The sequence below is a fragment of the Pseudoalteromonas sp. MMG010 genome, from assembly GCF_018100905.1.
GTDB lineage: Bacteria > Pseudomonadota > Gammaproteobacteria > Enterobacterales > Alteromonadaceae > Pseudoalteromonas.
Genome location: NZ_JAGJEG010000009.1, coordinates 1 through 14,733, shown reverse-complemented (window position 1 = coordinate 14,733; position 14,733 = coordinate 1). Strand labels below are relative to the sequence as shown.

Below are 14,733 nucleotides of genomic sequence, written 5' to 3'. Positions count from 1 at the left end.
ATGCCAAGTACTGAAAAAACACATTTTAATATTCCTAACACTATGCGTGCAGTTGTATTAAACGAACCTAATACACAATTAGCCACAACCGATAGCATATTACCCATTCCAACTTGTAATGATAATGAGCTATTGGTGAAAGTTGAATATGTAGGTTTAAATCCTAACGATGCGCATTTTGCACAATCAGGCTTTTGTAAATGGCAATACCCACATATTTTAGGGCTTGATGCCGTAGGCGTTGTTGTTAAAGCCAATAAAGGTGTGTTTCCAGGGGTTGGTACGCGGGTTATGTGGCATGCAAACTTAGGTGGCGAAGGGACGTTAAGCGAATACAGCTGTGTTCCTAATTTTGCCGTATCGGTAGTGCCCGATGAGCTGTGCTCGTCGATTGCAGCGACGTTACCTTGTTCAGGCATGGCGGCATTAGTATCGTTAGATAAGCTTGAAGTAAGCGAAGGCGATACCATTTTTATTGATGGAGGCAGCGGTGCAGTAGGGCAGTTTGCCATTCAATATGCTAAACAACGTGGTGTAGATGTATTTACGACAGCATCAAAACATAATCACAAATTAGTGAAAAACTTAGGCGCCGACGCGGTATTCGATTATAACGATAAACAGTTAATCGAAAAAATTAAACGCCAGCTAGGCCCGCAAGGGTTTGATGCGGTTATTGATACGGTGGGCGGCGAATCTACCACACGAAATATAGAGCTAATGCGTTTTTGTGGCCGAATTGCCTGCTTAAATACATTGCCACATTTAGACTCTGAACTGATGTTTAGAAAATCTCCCACTATTTGTATTGTATCGCTTGGCGGTGCTTGGCTTGCAAATAGTTTGTGTGCGCAACAACGACTAAGCTTTATGGGAAATTTACTCCTTGAAGGTGCGGTAACCGGTGATATTAAACACCCTAAAATTGTTGAAGTTGCATTTAATGCACGCGCCGTATCTGATGCCTTAACAGCACAATTAACAGGCAGTATTACCGGCAAACACGTGGTTAAAATAGCTCCTTAAACCGTTAAATAAACTTTAATTAAACACTAAAAAAGTACATTTATAACCAGTTTAGATGATTGGTTAGTAAATTATGGTTAATAAAATATTTTAACTTGATATCTTTATATTACCGAAAGGGCTTGTTACTCTTATGTACGGAAATTTAAATTTAGGGATAAATATGAAAAATTTTTATGCAATAGTACTGTTATCTTTTTTACTTGGTTGTTCATCAACCTCTGATACATCTATATTTAATACCGAAGTAAAACGAGTGCAAACTGGCTCAAAAAGTGTTTTGTTCAACAAGTCTTTAGATTGGGCCGCTAAGCATTATAATGATTCAAAATCGGTAATTGAAGTCAAAGACCCCCAAAGAGGTAGAATAATAGGTAGAGGTATTGTACAAATTTCGAGTAATTTAGGGATGAGGATAGATTATTACTCTTATACTATTCAAATAGATGTAAAAGAAGATAAAGCAAGAATAAAGCTGAGTAATTTAGCGCCTCATAGCGGTTTAAACGGTGTTTCCGATCCTAGCTATTTAAAAAAGAAGATTAAACGTAAGTTAGATCTGGTTATAGAGTCGTATTTTAACACGATTAAACTCAGTACAGAGGCGGATGACTGGTAGAAAAAACTAAAAGATAAGCCGATATTTTTTAGTTTATAAAACAACCCCTTAAATAAAGCGCCTTATAGTGCGCGGCATTTATAAATTTTACGCATAAAAAAAGCCCGTAAGGGCTTTTTGTGTCATATCAACCGTCACCGATATGAGCAATGTAGCAAGTAAATGAGTAGGGTAGAAATAATACTCACCATATAGATGTATTATTTCTGTAGCTGTTTTCGTGCGCTACACGTTGCTCCAGGGCAAGAACAAATTTATAACTTAACAAGTAAACTTATCGCCTTGTTGATATTGATTGTCAATTAGATTTAATTTGATGTCAATACTTAAATGAAAATAGTTCTTATTTTCAGTATTCAACTCTCAATTTTTATAAACAGCTGTTTTAATATAATTTTAAGTAAACTTATGTTGAATTTTCGGTGTGTTTTTAGCTTTTATTTTTGATTTACGAAAAATATTTTAAACCGCATCAATGTATTTTTTAGTTAACTTTGTGGGTTAATAAGACATTTTTATAAATGAAGGCAAATAAAGTACAAAAAATATAATTTCAGCGTACAAGTGTAAACTATTTGTTTTCAACAGTTTACGTACAGGTAAGGTGGCAAGTTTTTAAAAAAGTATAAATATATTGGTTAGGGTAATTGATCTAATGCGTTTTTTATGACGTAATAGAGCTATTATTATCTGGTCGGATGAGTTCAACATGAGTTTACGCACAAAATTAAAAAAAGTATTACCGAGTATTTCAATTACTGAACAAGAAGCACTGGATGCCGGTGATGTATGGCTTGAAGGGTCAATTTATCAAGGTAAGCCCGACTTTAACGCATTGCGTGATGTACCTGCTGCAACGTTAAGCGCTGATGAGCAAGCATTTTTAGATGGCCCGGTACAGCAGCTGCTAGGGATGATTGATGATTCTGTTATTCAAAACGGCATTCATCTACCCGATGACATATTAGAATTTTTGAAAAAAGAACGTTTTTTCTCACTTATAATCCCTAAATCATTTGGTGGTTTAGAGTTTAGCCCTTACGCTAATTCAACCATTGTAGCGACAATAGCAACCAAGAGTTCGGCTGTTGCAGTGACGGTAATGGTACCTAACTCATTAGGCCCAGGAGAGTTACTACTGCACTTTGGTACACAAGAACAACAAGCGCATTATTTACCGCGTTTAGCCAATGGTAGAGACATTCCATGTTTTGCTTTAACAAGTCCTGAAGCGGGTTCTGATGCAGGCGGTATTCCAGATATTGGTACTGTTACAAAAGGCATGTATAACGGCGAAGAAGTGCTAGGTTTAGAGATCACTTGGGACAAACGCTACATTACGCTTGCACCTATTGCCACAGTACTTGGTTTAGCGTTTAAAGTGGTTGACCCTGATGGTTTACTCGGTGGTAAAGAAAACTTAGGTATTACCTGTGCGCTGATCCCTAAAGAGCACCCAGGTGTACAATTAGGCAATCGTCATGACCCTATGGGTATTCGTTTTTACAACGGAACAACACGTGGAGAAAAAGTATTTGTACCAATGGACTTTATTATTGGTGGCCAGAAAAATATAGGTCGTGGTTGGCAAATGCTAGTGAGCTGTTTAGGTGCTGGTCGCGGTATTTCATTACCTGCTTTAGGTGTAAGTACTTCGCAAGTGGCATTAAAGTCGGCGTCTGAATATGCCGCAGTACGCGAGCAGTTTGGTTTAGCTATTGGCCAATTTGAAGGTATTCAAGAAAAGCTGGCAGATATTGCGGGTAAAACCTACTTGCAAGAAGCAATGCGTGTATTAACCACTGAAGGCTTAGGCATGGGCTTAAAACCGTCGGTAGTTACAGCCATTGCTAAATACCATATGACTGAACTGGGTCGTGACGTGCTAGATTCTGCAATGGATATTCAAGCGGGTAAAGCCATTCAAAATGGTCCACAAAATACGCTAGCCAGTGGTTATGTTGCACAACCTATTGCGATTACAGTAGAAGGCGCAAATATTCTTACACGTAACCTGATGATCTTTGGTCAAGGTGTTATGCGTTGTCACCCGTATTTACAATCTATGGTTGAATCGATTCATAGTGAAGATAAAGGCGCAGATAAAGAGTTTAACGGTATTTTACGTAAAACCATCGGTTACAGCACTGCAAACAGCTTACGCGCATTTCGTTTAGGTGTTTTACCATTTACAGCCAGTGCTAGCTCTGAGCTGCCTGAAGTACGAGAATATGAAAAAGCGGTTCATAAATTATCAGCTAAATTAGCGGTATATGCTGACTTTTCGTTATTAGTATTGGGCGGAAAACTTAAGCAGGCCGAAATGCTATCAGCCCGTTTAGGTGATGTAATGAGCTTTTTATACGCAGCCATGGCATCAATTAAATACTATGAGCAAAAAGTAGCAAGTAGTGAGCGCGAGCAAGCGGCACCGTATTTTCACTATGCCACCCGTTTTGCACTGCAAAGTGCTGAACAAGCGCTGCATAAGTTTTTAGATAACTTCCCTGCTAGCGGTACTCGTAAGTTTATTCGTTTTGTAACAATGAACTACTCAACTAAAATGCCAAAAATTAGTGATAATTTAGTGCGAGAACTTGCTAAACAAGCACAGCTAGATACCGCATTTAAAGCACAAATTACGCATTTAGTTAAACCCATTGAAGGTGATGGGCATCATATTAATGAGCAAGCGTATAAAGCTAAAATGGCATCACTTAGCGAGCTGGCTAAAGTTAAAAAAGCATTGCGCGCTAAAGTAATTAAGCCGGGCGTACGCTTTGCGTTAACACTTGATAATGCACTTGCTGCAAGTGTGATCACACAAGACGAATATATTCAGTTAATTGATTACAACAAAAAACGTGAAAAAGCGATTCGCGTAGATGAGTTTGATTTTGATATGAATATTTTAGACGATAATGCACAACCGGTTAACCCACTGAAAAATGTAGTTAACCAGTAAAGCTTTATAGTGCCGTATTGCGGCAAATAAATGAATGAAAAAGCCCAGCTTGTGGTAACACGAGTTGGGCTTTTTTTATGTATTTTAAAAGCAAAAAAATGGCGATAGGGATCTATGAAAATAGGTATGTGTAAGGGTTAATAAAGGATAGTTATAATCTTGAAAAAGGGCTAACCACCCCATTAGCACCTTGTTGCAAGACATGAGTAGGATACCCACTGAATTAAAACGTTGAACATTTTAGCGTTCTAAATAACTCATTAACTGCGTTAAAAACTTCTCATATAGATAAACTATATAACCAAGTTTTTGCCTTGTTATTGAGCTATTTATCTATCGCTATAATTGCTCACTAATTCAATACAGCGGGTATTATTTGCGTTGTACGTACGTCGCTATGACCTAATTGTGCTTGTACTGTGCGAATATCAGCACCGCTTTGCAGTAAGTGCGTAGCGAAAGAGTGGCGCAAAGTATGTGGAGTAACGTGTTTATTAATGTGTGCATCAAAAGCGGCTTTTTTTACAGCGCGTTGTAATTGCTTTTCATCAATATGATGACGCCGTAACTGTTTACTCTGTGGGTCAATGCTGAGCTTGTAAGATGGAAATAAATATTGCCAACCGAGTTGTTTGTTATGATTTGGGTACTTTTTACGTAACAAATGCGGCATATAAACACCGCAGTATAAAGGGTTTTTAAGATCTAGCTGTAAATAACCATTTACTAATTGTATTTGAGTTCGTAATTGCGGGGTCAACTCTTCAGCTAATGTCACAACACGGTTTTTACCGCCTTTGCCATCCCAAATTCGAATGCAGCTGTAGTCAAAGTCTATATCCTGTACCCGTAAACGCAGTACCTCCATTAGTCGCATACCGCTGCCATATAGCAGTGCACACGCTAAATAATGCTTTGCTACACAGTGTTTAAATAGTGTTGACACCTCTGTTTGAGTAAGCACAACGGGTAGTTTTCTTGGGCGTTCACTTTTTACAAAGTTTAATGATAAAGAGAGAGGCTTCTTTATTATTTCTTTATATAGGAAACTTAGCGCATTCAATGCCTGGGCTTGTGTGCCTTGTGCTGCATTTTTTGAGTTTACTAAATGATTTAAATATAATTCTACTTGAGTGTCGCCCATAGAGCTTGGGTGTTGCATATTATTAAAGCGGATATAGCCAGCTATCCAAAAGAGATAAGCTTCAATAGTGCGCTTTGCATACCGCTTACTATACATATAGTCTTTAATCATGCTCAGAAAGAGAGATTTCATAAATGATATTCAATTTTAATAAGAATGCTGTATATATAGACAGTATTTTTAACTTTGTCCAATAACATTATTAAAAGTCGTTTTGGTGTACTTTAACGACAATAATTTTACAATAGACGCAATTGATTGTTTACATTGAAGTTATTTAGTGGAATTATTGAGCAATGTAATATACGCCGTTTTGGGGTGTTATAAACCACCAAAATGGTGTTCAATAAGATGTTATACGTTTTTCTAAAATGGAGTTTAAAAATGAGAAAAGATTTTGAATTCACAGTTAAAGATCATAAAGTAAAAATAGTTAATTCATGGTCTCGTGGAGCAAAATTGTATATCGATGGTGAATGTCGTGATCAAGATTCAACTTTTTTGGCTAGTGGCAAAAGTGCGCTACTCTCTGCAAATCTAGGAGAGTATGGTATTTTAGAAATTTTTCCTATGTCAGCTCTAATGTCTGTTGAAATGGATGCATTCCTAATCAACGGTATTGAGAAACAGCACGTGTATAGTTCTCATAAACGATTAAACCTAACAGAACAAAGATTGGCAAAATAAACGTATAACAAGCCAATCAAGCGGGACTAAAAACAGTTTGCTCGGTTTCGCTTCGCTTCACATTTTAGCAAACAATTTTTAGCCCCTTATTGGGGCGTTAGGCATTTAGTGAGTCAATTATGCTCGTTGAAAATATCGAAATAGAAGATATAAACCCAATACCTCCCATTGAAGATAAAGATCAAAAAGAGGTATTTGCATTTTATGGCTTAGCTTCCTATACAGGTCAATGCTTAGAAAAAGGTATGGTCAACTTTGCTATGGCATACCGATTACTTGATGAATCGGCATTAACAGAACAAGAATGGTCAGATATATATGATCACTTAAACAAGCAAACCTTTGGTAGGCTATTAAATCAAATTAAATCTAAAATTGAAATCCCCATTAAAATAGAAGAAAGGCTCAACCTATCACTGAAAAAACGTAATTGGCTAGCTCATGATTTCTTCTATGATTATGCTACTCACTTTTATGACCCTACAAGTGATGGCATTGTCGTTATGCTTAAGGAGCTTCAAGATATGATTTATTTATTTCAAGTTACAGACCGATTAATTGACACTATTTACTTAAAAGTATGGGAAACATTTGGTGTAACAGAAGAATGGATACAAAAAGAGATGGAAGAACAATACCAAGAATACCTATCAGTTAAAAATGCCTAACAAACGCATTAATAATGGACGTCTTACGCTTGGCTGACGCTCATTCTTGGCTGACGCTCATTCTTGGCTGACGCTCATTCTTCGCTAATTATAGCCAAGCTAATCCGCCCATTATGCGGGCGTTATATATTCAGGAAAGTTTTGTGGAAGTCGAAGAGTTAGGTCCTCTATATTTTGATGAGAGATTTGAAAGCGATATCGAATCAATAAACGATTCAGCTAATGGACTTTTTATAATCATTGAATCAAAAAATGAATTAGGCAAGGATATGAGGCTTAAGCTTAGTTTTGAGTTGTCTATGGCTTATAGATATCTTGATGAAGCTGATCTTTCATATTACTGGGAAACAAGATTATTTTCTTCACGCTACCATGTTTATCGAATATTAAACGGTGGCTGGTCGAATGGCGAGCCTAGACATAAAGGTGTTATGGTTTTTACCGACGCTTGCCGAAATAAAGAGTACTTCATAGCCACTTCAAATGGTTGTATGAATGTAGTTAGTGATAATCCTCCAGTGATTGAGATATTGAATATATAACAAGTTGCTTAAACGGACACAAACAGCTGGCTGTGCTCGTTCCTCGCTATTGTAGCCAGCCATTTTTAGCCGCTTAGCAAAGCGTTATGAGGCTGGTGTTCTAAATTAGAGTTAAGCTTGCCATTCAAGCCAAAAGTCCTAAATCGACATTCTCACGTCTAAAAAAGACCTTTACGAGTCATTTATGGACGCGTATAGTTGGTTTTTTAATATTTGAGGAAATACTTATGATTATTTATTCTATTTGGAATAACAAAGGTGGCACAGGTAAGACTAGCTTATCTTTTCAGGCTTTAAATCGTTTTGCGGAGGTTCACCCTGAAAAACGTGTCTTGGTAATTGATATGTGCCCACAAGCGAATCTTTCAGAGATCTTTTTAGGTGGGCAAGAGTCTGGTGGCAGTGATAACTTATTGTTATGTCAAGCAAAAATACCAAGATGTAGTATAGGTGGATATTTCGATCTTCGTTTACCTTCTCCTTTTACTCCTCCTGTTTTTAACGCAAGGGACTTTATTACTAAGCCTTCAACTTATAATTCAGAAATACCTAAAAATATAGATCTTGTTTGTGGTGATCCTCTATTGGAACTTCAAGCAATTGCTATGAATACTCTTGCTAATGCTGACCTTCCTGGCGTTAATGCATGGTTAGGTGTTATTGATTGGTTGCAAAACTTTCTATCACAGGTTGATTACGACTATGTATTTATTGATACTAACCCTAGTTTTTCTATGTATACACAAATTGCATTAGCTGCATCTGACCGTGTTGCTTTACCTGTTATGGCTGATGACTCATCAAGAAGAGCAATTCAAAATGCATTTTCTTTAATTTATGGTTTGAAATTGCCATCAGAGGTGTATTCAAAATATACATTTGCTAAAAAACTGAATGATGCAGGTCGTGATTTACCTAAAATTCATCTTATTATGAAAAATAGGTTAACACAGTATATGGGGGCTGCTTCTGCTTACCATGCTGTACTGACTGGCATAGATAATGATGTTAGGGGGTTATTAGCGCAGTACCCACAATACTTTACTTTTAATAATGCCGATGATGGAACTGTTGGTGTTCGTGATTTCGGAACTACTGGCGTAGTTTCGTTTGCAAGAGGTTGTGCATTTTCCACTATGCCAACAGGAAAGCTGACAATTAGTGGTCAGCGTGTTCAAGTTAAACCAGAGTATAGAGATCAATCTTTAGAAGCCATTGATTTAGTTGTAGATAAATTATTATAAAGCCTCATAACAAGTTGCTAAGCGGAAAATAACAGTTGGCCATCGCTTCGCGATTATAGCCAACCATTATTTTCCGCTTAGCAAGGCGTTACACATACAAGGAGATAACGTGATTAAAACTGACCATATATCAATTCAGTGTCCTCAATGTGGGCATACTGAATTTGAGCAGCCAGACAATCCAAAGGATGACGACTTTGTGAAGTGTAATAGCTGTAATTTTGAGATTATGTTGGCAGACCTGAAAGAAGTAGGCATTGAGCAAGCTAAAGAAGTTGTCATTCCTGAAGCAAAGGCTGAAATTGAAAAAATGCTTAAAAAAGCATTTAAGGGTAGCTTTAAATGAGTAAGTTTGAAATTTTGAGCTTACTTATTTCTGCTTTGGCAGCGGTAATTTCAACAGTGTCGTTAATGCGCACAAGGAAGTTAGCTAAAGAGCAACTAGAGCTAGAAAGGGTTACGGCTGAACTATCTAGGCTTCAAATTGAAAGCATCGCAGAAGAAAAATCGAATAAAACAAAACCAAAATTTAATGTAAATCTCACGAAGCTAGGTAAGCATTATAGCTTTTATATTTCCAATACAGGTCAAGGTAGTGCCTACAATGTCAATTTTGAACTAATCGATTGCGAAGATAGCCCATTGTCGTCCCACGACTTACAAGATAAATTTCCTCATCAAGAGATAAAACCAAATTCAAGAGTTAAGCTTTTAGCAGCAATACATATGGGAAGCCCCAGAAAGTATCAAGCTAAGCTAACATGGGAAAATGAGAGCGGTGAGGAATGTGAGGAAATATTTTGGCCCACTATGTAGCTCGTGTAACAAGGCGTTCAACACGGACTCCGTAAAGCTGTCACCTGTTTTGCAAAAACACGCAAAACAGCCGCCATAATTACTACGCCGGTTAACGCGACGTTAGGCATATTTAAACCATCACATTTACTATTTAAAGGAAAATATATGATCTATTCAACTTTCAAAATTTCAGTTTTGTCTATATTGACGCTTTTTGTTGGCCTTGTGTCAGCAGCGGAGCCAAATGTACCGACAGAGGCTCCCTATATAGCGCTTAATGAAAATCTGGATGAGCCTAATGGGTATGGTTTTTGTCTTGATACTTATGGCCCGGGTCAATCAGAGTTAATGCAAACTCATTCCTGTAAGCCAAAAACGGATAAAGGCACTCCTAGAAATGACCCTGGCCATGATGTTCGTTTTGAATACAACGCAGAAACAAAAAAAATTAGTTCTTATGCCTTTGAAGGTCAGTGCATGCAAGTTCTAATCGCAACAGGAAAGTCGGAATTTGCTTTACTTGATTGTAGTGATCACCCTCATCAAAAATTTGTTTACAACAAGACAGATAAAACAATCAGACTCGACAAAGATCAAAAATTTTGTGTGGTCGTAGATTCAGAGACTCAAAAGGCAGGACCTTGGGTTAAACGCCCATTGAAACTTTCTGAGTGCAGTGAAGCAGAATCATCTCTAAAGCAATGGCTAGTCTCTTCTATTTAGTGGTATGAAATTTTTATCAATGCCTAACAAGCGGCAGCAGTCGGAACAATTCTTCGCTCCTTCGTCGCTACAAATTGTCCGTTGTGCCGGGCGTTATACGCCAAATGGAATTTGAAGATGTTTTCTAGACTAAAGTTCAATCTGACGGCTCTAAAACTCTATTCAATAGCTGAAGATCAGTATGAGATCGATCGCAGTAATTTAGTTGATTTAGTTTTAGAGTATTTTAAAAATCAGTTTGGCGAGCTTCCAAAAGAATTTGTGATACATGGTCCATACGGTATTTCAAAAGGTCAAAGTGTAGGCATCAAAGCTTTTAGGAATAAACTTAATTCAAAAGGCCATGAAAAGTACTACGCTCTTTCTGGAGATACAGAATTGAGATTGGGATTTGAGGCTAGCTTTTCTGATAGCAATGAATCTGGTTCATTTAGCGAACTTATAATATGGTTTAATTCGCAAATTTTCGAAGATTCTTTAGTCAATATTGCAACCCTTTTTAATACATGTTTTCCTGTAAGCAGTGGTTATCAAATTGATATTGACCCAAATAAGTTCACCGTTACAGAACACAAGATTACAAAAGGCTTTTTCGGTGGCTTTTCAATTCATATCTCTCAAGAAGGTGAGCAATGGATCCAAGAGTTTGAGCAGGGCGGTTATAAAAAAGTATTTAGTAGTAACCTATTCAGCCAAACACAAATGGAAAGAGCACTAAAAGATAACCCAAGGCTTAAGTCAAAAATGATTGGACACCTGCACTATGTCGAAGTTGGCGCATAACAATCCAATCAACCGGACGCAAACTCGCTGGCTTGGGCTCATTCTTCGCCATTATAGCCAGCAAGTTTGCGCCGTTTATTAGGGGCGTTAGGTATACAAGGAAAGTAGGTGGCAAATTTCAAAGCCTTGATGAAAATGCATATATTTTTGGGACTTCTTAGTTTCATCTTATTTGGCATTCCAACATTTTGAGCATCGGATAGCTTAACTGAGGCTGGTAAATTCTATTTACCGATCGTAACTTTGTTTTTTCCTCTACTACACTTTTCAATTGCTTATGGTTGTAAAATCAAGTCAGAATTAGCCCGAGTAGTTTCTCGGATTACAGGTATTCTAATGATGCCTCTATTCCCAATAGGCACAGTGATAGGTTTTATCATTTTTGAAAATACCAAAAAGAAGTTCGGTGAAGATCACTGATAACAGTTTGCTCGGTTCAGCTTTGCTACACATTTAAGCAAACTATTATCAGCCGCTTAATGCGGCGTTAGTTTTTAAGGAGAATAAATGAAATCTGCGTGGTTGCTTTTTAGTCTTTTTGTTCCAGTGGTTGTTTTTGCCAAGTCTAGTTACGTTACGGTAAATGGCTATGATGTCGAATACGAGATGACAGGTAATGGCAAACATACTGTATTCTTGGAAGCTGGAGGTTCAGCAGGTTTATCTGATTGGAACCCTATTTTTGAAAGTCTTACCAAGAAGACTCGTGTTATTCGTTACTCACGAATTGGAAACGGTGGCTCAGAGCAAATTATGAAAAACTATAGCTCTGAAGAGTATGCTGAAGAGGCTCGTTTAGTTCTTGAGGCTTTAAACATTAAAACTCCAGTGGTTTATGTGGCCCATTCATATGGCGCTTACATCGCTAGACGCTTTGCTGCGACCTATCCTGAATGGGTTTCTGGGTTAATGCTAATTGAGCCTGCATCGGAACATGATGTTGATATTATGAGAAGAATTGATCTTGCTAAAGCAGAAAAAGAAATTGCTCAAGTGAAACTGGACGACATGACAAACGGAATGTCTAACCAATACCTAGATTTTTGGTCTAAACAACCACTTCCCGATTATCCTGAGATACCGAATATCCCTGTAACAGTCATTGCATCAATAAAAAAATATGAAAACCCTCTATTACTCTTTTTCACAGATGAAGCTCGGGAAATGTGGGGAGAGTTGCATACTGAATGGGCAAACGAGTTTCCAAAAGGAAAGACTGTATTAACAAACAAGAGTTACCATTTCCCACAGAACGACGAACCAGATATGGTTGTTCGAGAGATAATAGAACTATTGGACAAAATTAAACACTAACAAGCGCAGTCAGTGGATTCGCTTCGCTCTCCGCTGCTGCAAGCGTTATATGCTCAAGGAAGAATTGTGATTAAATTTATAGTTTCATTTTTAGTTGTACTACAGAGAATTAACTAGGAATTAACTAGACACCCACCCTAAATTTTGTAGTTTAGCAAACTAAGTAGTAGGCTTTTATCAGAGGTAAGTGGGGTCGGTAAAGCGGGTCACATCTTGAGTTCATACATCAGCAGAAGTAATTGGTTAAAAATTTTTGATGTAACCTCTAACTTGAAAAAATCCTAAAAGCGCAGCGCCTCATATCCGCTTTGAGAAAATTAAGGTTGTTGGCACATTAAATTCTATAATTTTAAACGTAAAACATCGGCGAATAAGCATTTGTATTGCACGCCGATGTTTATATTTTTAGTTTTATTACCTTACTAATAAGGTATTAAGCATTAGTCTGCTTTACGGTTAATACTAAATAAGCAGATTGCTAAAAGTAACGTTGCAATCATGCCTGAAGCGCCAGCAACTCCTGATGGAAGAAATCCATCACGTCCAAAGGTAATTAAAATACCAGTGGCTAACACTGCAACTCCGCCTGCTAGAGCAGTAAGTCCGCCAATTGCTTTGCCGCCTTTAGCGATAAAAGACAGGCCAAAAACAACGGCTGCTAATCCTAATAATAATTTAGCTGCGTAGTAAATCATGAATGACAACGAAACCACACCACCAATTAAAGGTTGTGCGCCTTCTACTGTGCCTGCAACTTTTCCAAATGTTGAAAATAAAGTAAGACCAATACTTACCTGCACTATATTAAGGACTGCGCTAAACGCGATAGCCGACCAACCTAGTTGAGCGTTTTTTGCTTGCACCATAGCGGTGCCTGCAAAGGCAACAAGTAAAGTAAATATTAGTGCTTCTAGCCCCCAAGAAACCTGCCTTGAAAAGCTAATTTCAGCACTGTAAAGAGCTGAATAAATACCTTGTGATATTGCTAATAGCAACAATAATGATGCTGTAATTAGGGTGGTGCGTTTATGTGTAAATTCCATTATGACCTCTTTTGATTTTATAATTGACGCTTTCAACAGTTGTTGCGGATTTAAATGTATCAAACTGCTTAGTTTTTGTATTTAAATAGCGTTTATTGTTGTAGGTATAAGACAGGTAAAGCGAGTTAATTATTTCACTTAAACCTATAAAATAATTAATTAATAACAAACAGGCTCAAGCTATAAATTAACTACACCAAATTAACTCATAAAATTACAAATTAACTAGAAAATTAACTAGACACCCACTCTAAATTTTCAAAGCCGCTTTGCATAAGCCATGTATGCCTCTAAACGGGTATTAATTTTGAGCATGTAGTGAAATGGCTTATTACTCACTTTGTTAAGATAAAAACCTAAAATTAGACCAGTCACTTAACGCAATGATTGTTTGCTTGGTAGGGGGCGCAATATAAATTAAACCTGCAATGGCAACTATTGATGCCAACGTAATTAATTTATTATCGAAGTCGGCTATTTTTAGCGCCGTGCCAAAAGAGCGCTTAATGGTGACATTATTTAAATCGACACTGTAAAGTTCATCCAGTAATAAATGAATTAACCCGCCAAATAAAATAAACCCGCCCGCTAACCAGGCAAAAGTGGCTGCCTGAGCTGTTGATTGGTCATTAAGCTTCCATGTTACTTGCGTTGTTAATAATGCGCATAGCAGTAAAAATAGTAAAGAGTGGCAACTACCTCTGTGCACTGTGATCCATTCAAAAATGGGTCTAATAATGTATTTTATAAATCCGTAAACTAATAACGGCACTACTATTAATTCAACAAAGCTAATTGTAATAAATAGCTCGGTTGTTATGTAATGCAGCACCAGTAATACAGCGCTGAGTGCAAATAAGTTAAAAATAGCATCGAGTGATGTAGAGTTATCTGAATCTATGTCGGGTAATAAGCCGCCAATAGAACCTAAAAACCATAACCAAAGTGCACCGCTTAAATCAATATGACCTGCAGATAATAAAGTGGCCGAACCTAAACCGGTGACGATGACGGCAGTATTAAGATGAGTATTGAAATTTGCCATTGTATCTCTTGATAGAAAAATAGGTTGGCATTCTAGCAATCAAAAACTTAATTGTTCAATGTACTTTAAAAAGTTAATCAGACACCCACCCTAAATTTTGTAGTTTAGCAAACTAAGTACTAGGCTTTTATT

The 14,733-nt window shown here is 37.4% G+C and carries 15 protein-coding genes; 12 read left to right on the top strand and 3 right to left on the bottom strand.

The window, feature by feature from the left end:
- The 3 genes from J8L70_RS10600 (at position 1) to J8L70_RS10590 (ending at position 4,610) form a co-directional block, all read left to right on the top strand.
- Complete coding sequence (locus J8L70_RS10600) at positions 1–1,026, top strand: zinc-binding dehydrogenase (protein WP_211055557.1); 1,026 nt, start codon at positions 1–3, stop codon at positions 1,024–1,026.
- Between the two features lie 163 nt (positions 1,027–1,189).
- A complete protein-coding gene (locus J8L70_RS10595; protein ID WP_211055556.1) occupies positions 1,190–1,645 on the top strand; it encodes a DUF4468 domain-containing protein in 456 nt (151 codons plus the stop codon).
- A gap of 709 nt (positions 1,646–2,354) precedes the next feature.
- Complete coding sequence (locus J8L70_RS10590; RefSeq protein WP_211055555.1) at positions 2,355–4,610, top strand: acyl-CoA dehydrogenase; 2,256 nt, start codon at positions 2,355–2,357, stop codon at positions 4,608–4,610.
- 352 nt (positions 4,611–4,962) lie between these two features.
- On the opposite strand, the gene J8L70_RS10585 is transcribed toward J8L70_RS10590, so the two are convergent.
- A complete protein-coding gene (locus J8L70_RS10585) occupies positions 4,963–5,886 on the bottom strand; it encodes an integron integrase (protein WP_211055554.1) in 924 nt (307 codons plus the stop codon).
- A 252-nt stretch (positions 5,887–6,138) separates the two neighbouring features.
- Here J8L70_RS10585 and J8L70_RS10580 point away from each other — a divergent pair, with 252 nt between their 5' ends.
- The 9 genes from J8L70_RS10580 to J8L70_RS10540 all read left to right on the top strand — a co-directional run bounded on the left by J8L70_RS10580 (position 6,139) and on the right by J8L70_RS10540 (position 12,513).
- Positions 6,139–6,441 (top strand): hypothetical protein, encoded by a 303-nt coding sequence (locus J8L70_RS10580; RefSeq protein ID WP_211055553.1) that lies wholly within the window; start codon positions 6,139–6,141, stop codon positions 6,439–6,441.
- A 119-nt stretch (positions 6,442–6,560) separates the two neighbouring features.
- Entirely contained in the window at positions 6,561–7,109 is a 549-nt protein-coding gene (locus J8L70_RS10575) for a hypothetical protein (RefSeq protein WP_211055552.1), read from the top strand.
- A gap of 143 nt (positions 7,110–7,252) precedes the next feature.
- The gene (locus J8L70_RS10570) at positions 7,253–7,651 is read left to right on the top strand and encodes a hypothetical protein (protein WP_211055551.1); all 399 of its coding nucleotides are present in this window, start codon (positions 7,253–7,255) and stop codon (positions 7,649–7,651) included.
- A 227-nt stretch (positions 7,652–7,878) separates the two neighbouring features.
- The gene (locus J8L70_RS10565) at positions 7,879–8,895 is read left to right on the top strand and encodes a ParA family protein (RefSeq protein WP_211055550.1); all 1,017 of its coding nucleotides are present in this window, start codon (positions 7,879–7,881) and stop codon (positions 8,893–8,895) included.
- Positions 8,896–9,004: 109 nt separating this feature from the next.
- The gene (locus J8L70_RS10560) at positions 9,005–9,241 is read left to right on the top strand and encodes a hypothetical protein (RefSeq protein WP_211055549.1); all 237 of its coding nucleotides are present in this window, start codon (positions 9,005–9,007) and stop codon (positions 9,239–9,241) included.
- Positions 9,238–9,711, top strand: coding sequence for a hypothetical protein (locus J8L70_RS10555; protein WP_211055548.1), 474 nt, complete (start codon positions 9,238–9,240; stop codon positions 9,709–9,711). The genes J8L70_RS10560 and J8L70_RS10555 overlap by 4 nt, the downstream gene beginning before the upstream one ends.
- Before the next feature lie 207 nt (positions 9,712–9,918).
- Complete coding sequence (locus J8L70_RS10550; RefSeq protein ID WP_211055547.1) at positions 9,919–10,416, top strand: hypothetical protein; 498 nt, start codon at positions 9,919–9,921, stop codon at positions 10,414–10,416.
- A 117-nt stretch (positions 10,417–10,533) separates the two neighbouring features.
- Positions 10,534–11,199 carry a hypothetical protein gene (locus tag J8L70_RS10545; RefSeq protein WP_211055546.1) on the top strand — a complete coding sequence of 222 codons (666 nt, stop codon included), beginning with the start codon at positions 10,534–10,536 and terminating at the stop codon, positions 11,197–11,199.
- A gap of 507 nt (positions 11,200–11,706) precedes the next feature.
- Positions 11,707–12,513: an alpha/beta hydrolase gene (locus tag J8L70_RS10540; protein ID WP_211055545.1), complete on the top strand. Its 807-nt coding sequence runs from the start codon at positions 11,707–11,709 to the stop codon at positions 12,511–12,513.
- 440 nt (positions 12,514–12,953) lie between these two features.
- Here the strand turns inward: J8L70_RS10540 and J8L70_RS10535 are convergent, their stop codons facing one another.
- Entirely contained in the window at positions 12,954–13,556 is a 603-nt protein-coding gene (locus J8L70_RS10535; protein WP_211055544.1) for a thiamine biosynthesis protein ThiC, read from the bottom strand.
- A 343-nt stretch (positions 13,557–13,899) separates the two neighbouring features.
- Positions 13,900–14,601 (bottom strand): metal-dependent hydrolase, encoded by a 702-nt coding sequence (locus tag J8L70_RS10530; RefSeq protein WP_211055543.1) that lies wholly within the window; start codon positions 14,599–14,601, stop codon positions 13,900–13,902.
- Positions 14,602–14,733: the final 132 nt, after the last annotated feature.

Coding starts and splice junctions, on each gene's coding strand:
- J8L70_RS10590 (WP_211055555.1), top strand. CDS start 2,355: ATGAGTTTACGCACAAAATTAAAAAAAGTATTACCGAGTATTTCAATT.
- J8L70_RS10545 (WP_211055546.1), top strand. CDS start 10,534: ATGTTTTCTAGACTAAAGTTCAATCTGACGGCTCTAAAACTCTATTCA.
- J8L70_RS10600 (WP_211055557.1), top strand. CDS start 1: ATGCCAAGTACTGAAAAAACACATTTTAATATTCCTAACACTATGCGT.
- J8L70_RS10580 (WP_211055553.1), top strand. CDS start 6,139: ATGAGAAAAGATTTTGAATTCACAGTTAAAGATCATAAAGTAAAAATA.
- J8L70_RS10535 (WP_211055544.1), bottom strand. CDS start 13,556: ATGGAATTTACACATAAACGCACCACCCTAATTACAGCATCATTATTG.
- J8L70_RS10540 (WP_211055545.1), top strand. CDS start 11,707: ATGAAATCTGCGTGGTTGCTTTTTAGTCTTTTTGTTCCAGTGGTTGTT.
- J8L70_RS10565 (WP_211055550.1), top strand. CDS start 7,879: ATGATTATTTATTCTATTTGGAATAACAAAGGTGGCACAGGTAAGACT.
- J8L70_RS10585 (WP_211055554.1), bottom strand. CDS start 5,886: ATGAAATCTCTCTTTCTGAGCATGATTAAAGACTATATGTATAGTAAG.
- J8L70_RS10530 (WP_211055543.1), bottom strand. CDS start 14,601: ATGGCAAATTTCAATACTCATCTTAATACTGCCGTCATCGTCACCGGT.
- J8L70_RS10575 (WP_211055552.1), top strand. CDS start 6,561: ATGCTCGTTGAAAATATCGAAATAGAAGATATAAACCCAATACCTCCC.
- J8L70_RS10595 (WP_211055556.1), top strand. CDS start 1,190: ATGAAAAATTTTTATGCAATAGTACTGTTATCTTTTTTACTTGGTTGT.
- J8L70_RS10555 (WP_211055548.1), top strand. CDS start 9,238: ATGAGTAAGTTTGAAATTTTGAGCTTACTTATTTCTGCTTTGGCAGCG.